Origin of the sequence: Streptomyces sichuanensis (assembly GCF_020328095.1) — a bacterium.
Taxonomy (GTDB): domain Bacteria; phylum Actinomycetota; class Actinomycetes; order Streptomycetales; family Streptomycetaceae; genus Streptomyces; species Streptomyces cinnamoneus.
Genome location: NZ_JAIXMK010000249.1, coordinates 1 through 1,828, shown reverse-complemented (window position 1 = coordinate 1,828; position 1,828 = coordinate 1). Strand labels below are relative to the sequence as shown.

Annotated in this window: 3 protein-coding genes; all 3 read left to right on the top strand. The window is 72.2% G+C overall.

Features of this window, described 5'->3' with window-relative positions; genetic code table 11:
• Window positions 1–272 precede the first annotated feature (272 nt).
• Window positions 273–665, top strand: a complete 393-nt coding sequence (locus LE181_RS31700; RefSeq protein ID WP_372458559.1) for a roadblock/LC7 domain-containing protein — start codon at window positions 273–275, stop codon at window positions 663–665.
• Window positions 666–808: 143 nt separating this feature from the next.
• The gene (locus LE181_RS31695) at window positions 809–1,183 is read left to right on the top strand and encodes a hypothetical protein (protein ID WP_225665054.1); all 375 of its coding nucleotides are present in this window, start codon (window positions 809–811) and stop codon (window positions 1,181–1,183) included.
• 286 nt (window positions 1,184–1,469) lie between these two features.
• On the top strand, window positions 1,470–1,828 hold a 359-nt coding region (locus tag LE181_RS31690; protein ID WP_225665052.1), incomplete at its 3' end, for a hypothetical protein.

The window sequence follows — 1,828 nt, the reverse complement described above, 5'->3', positions numbered from 1 at the left end:
CGACGTCCGGCGGCTGGCGGCCGCCGGGCTGGTCCGGACCCCGGAGGCGACCTCCCCCGGTGCCGCCGCCGGGTCCGCACGCGTGTCACCGCCCGTCCCCACCGCCGCCGCCCCGGAGATCTCCCTGCTCTACCGGATCCGCGACGCTTTGGAGGCCCTGTGACCCTGGAACGCCCCGCGACCGTGACGCGCCCCGGCTCGCCGCCCCACCGCCTCCCACCGCTCTCATGATGAGGCGCGCACTGAGACAGCTCACCGGAAGGAGACAGTCGATGACCGCCGCACCCGAGGTGCTCGCGGAGCTCCAGGGGTTACGTGTCCGGGTGCCGCACCTGACCGGTGCGCTGCTGGCGAGCACGGACGGGCTGGTGATCGCCCATCTCGTCGACGACATGGAGCCGGACGGCGTGGCCGCGCTGACCGCCGCGGCGCTGGGCGTGGGCGCGCGGCTGACGAACGCCGTGGGCCACGGCGGCTTCCGCGAGCTCGTCGTCAGCGGCGACCGCGGCTACGTGGCCACCTACGCGGCCGGCTCCTCGTGCGTCCTGACCCTGCTGGCCTCGGCCGACGCCAACGTGGGCCGGCTGAACCTGGAGGCGCGCAGGGCGGGTTCGCGGATCGCCGCCCTGGCGGACGACGCGCTGGAGCGCCCGCGCCGGACCTGACGACCCGGCCGGGAACCGCACGCACCATCGACACCCGATCGACACCTGGATGTGCCGATTTGCCGACATAACGACCACATTCATCACCCTTCATCACCGACTCCTTGTCGACACATCGTCGACTCGACGAAAGCGAATTCCTCATGGCGAACACCGAACTGGCACTCAAGGACGCGATGAGCTCGATCGACGGGGCCATCGGCGTGGCCCTCGTCGACTACAGCAGCGGCATGGCCCTGGGCACCCTGGGCGGCACCCAGTCCCTGGACCTCAACGTCGCCGCGGCCGGCAACACGGATGTCGTGCGCGCCAAGCTGCGCGCCATGGAGATGCTCAACATCCAGGACAGCATCGAGGACATCCTCATCACCCTCGGCACCCAATACCACCTGATCAGGCTGCTGACGGGCCGGGGCGGCAACGGCCTCTTCCTCTACCTGGTCCTCGACGGCAAGCGGGCCAACCTCGCCATGGCCCGCCATCAGCTCAAGCGCATCGAGGCGGAGCTGGAGGTCTGACCCGGTCCGGCCGCCCACCGCAGCCGGGCCGAAGTGGCCCGTGCCGACGACGGCTTGGGTTCCGCTGCCCGAATGGCTGACGGCGTTTCGGGTGGAAAGCCGGTGCGCTCCGCGGTGTTGGCGCCGCACGCCTGGCGCCCTGTCAGGGCGCCGGCGCCGCGGCCGGGACGGCGCTGGGGCACGTCATGTGGCGAAGGGTCAGATGCTCTCCGATTGCGGGGGCCGGACACCCGCCGCAAGGTGATCGGGAAGATCATTCCTCATCTCCGCTCGAAGGAGTAGGACCATGGGTGCCTCCCGAAAAACCAGCCTTCTCGTCTCCGGCGCGGTGTGCGGTGCGCTCGTCATGGGCGCGGCCGGCTACACCGCCACGGCCGGTACGGCGTCCTCGGCGCCGGGCTCGCCCCGTGCCGGCGCCGCGGCGCAGGTTCCACCGCCCTCCGCGCTGCGCAAGGCCGCGGGCCAGGGCATGCGGGCCATCGACGAGAACGTGATCGGCAAGGAGGCGGCCGAGGCCGCCGCCGCGGAGTGCGGGGCGGTGCGGGAACAGGGCCGGGCGCCGAGCGAACGGTGCGCCGTGCTGCAGGAGAACCTGGGGACCCTGGGCAAGGCCCGGGCCGGTCTGGAACGGCAGGCGGGATCGGC

Coding starts and splice junctions, on each gene's coding strand:
- LE181_RS31700 (WP_372458559.1), top strand. CDS start 273: ATGACCGCCGCACCCGAGGTGCTCGCGGAGCTCCAGGGGTTACGTGTC.
- LE181_RS31695 (WP_225665054.1), top strand. CDS start 809: ATGGCGAACACCGAACTGGCACTCAAGGACGCGATGAGCTCGATCGAC.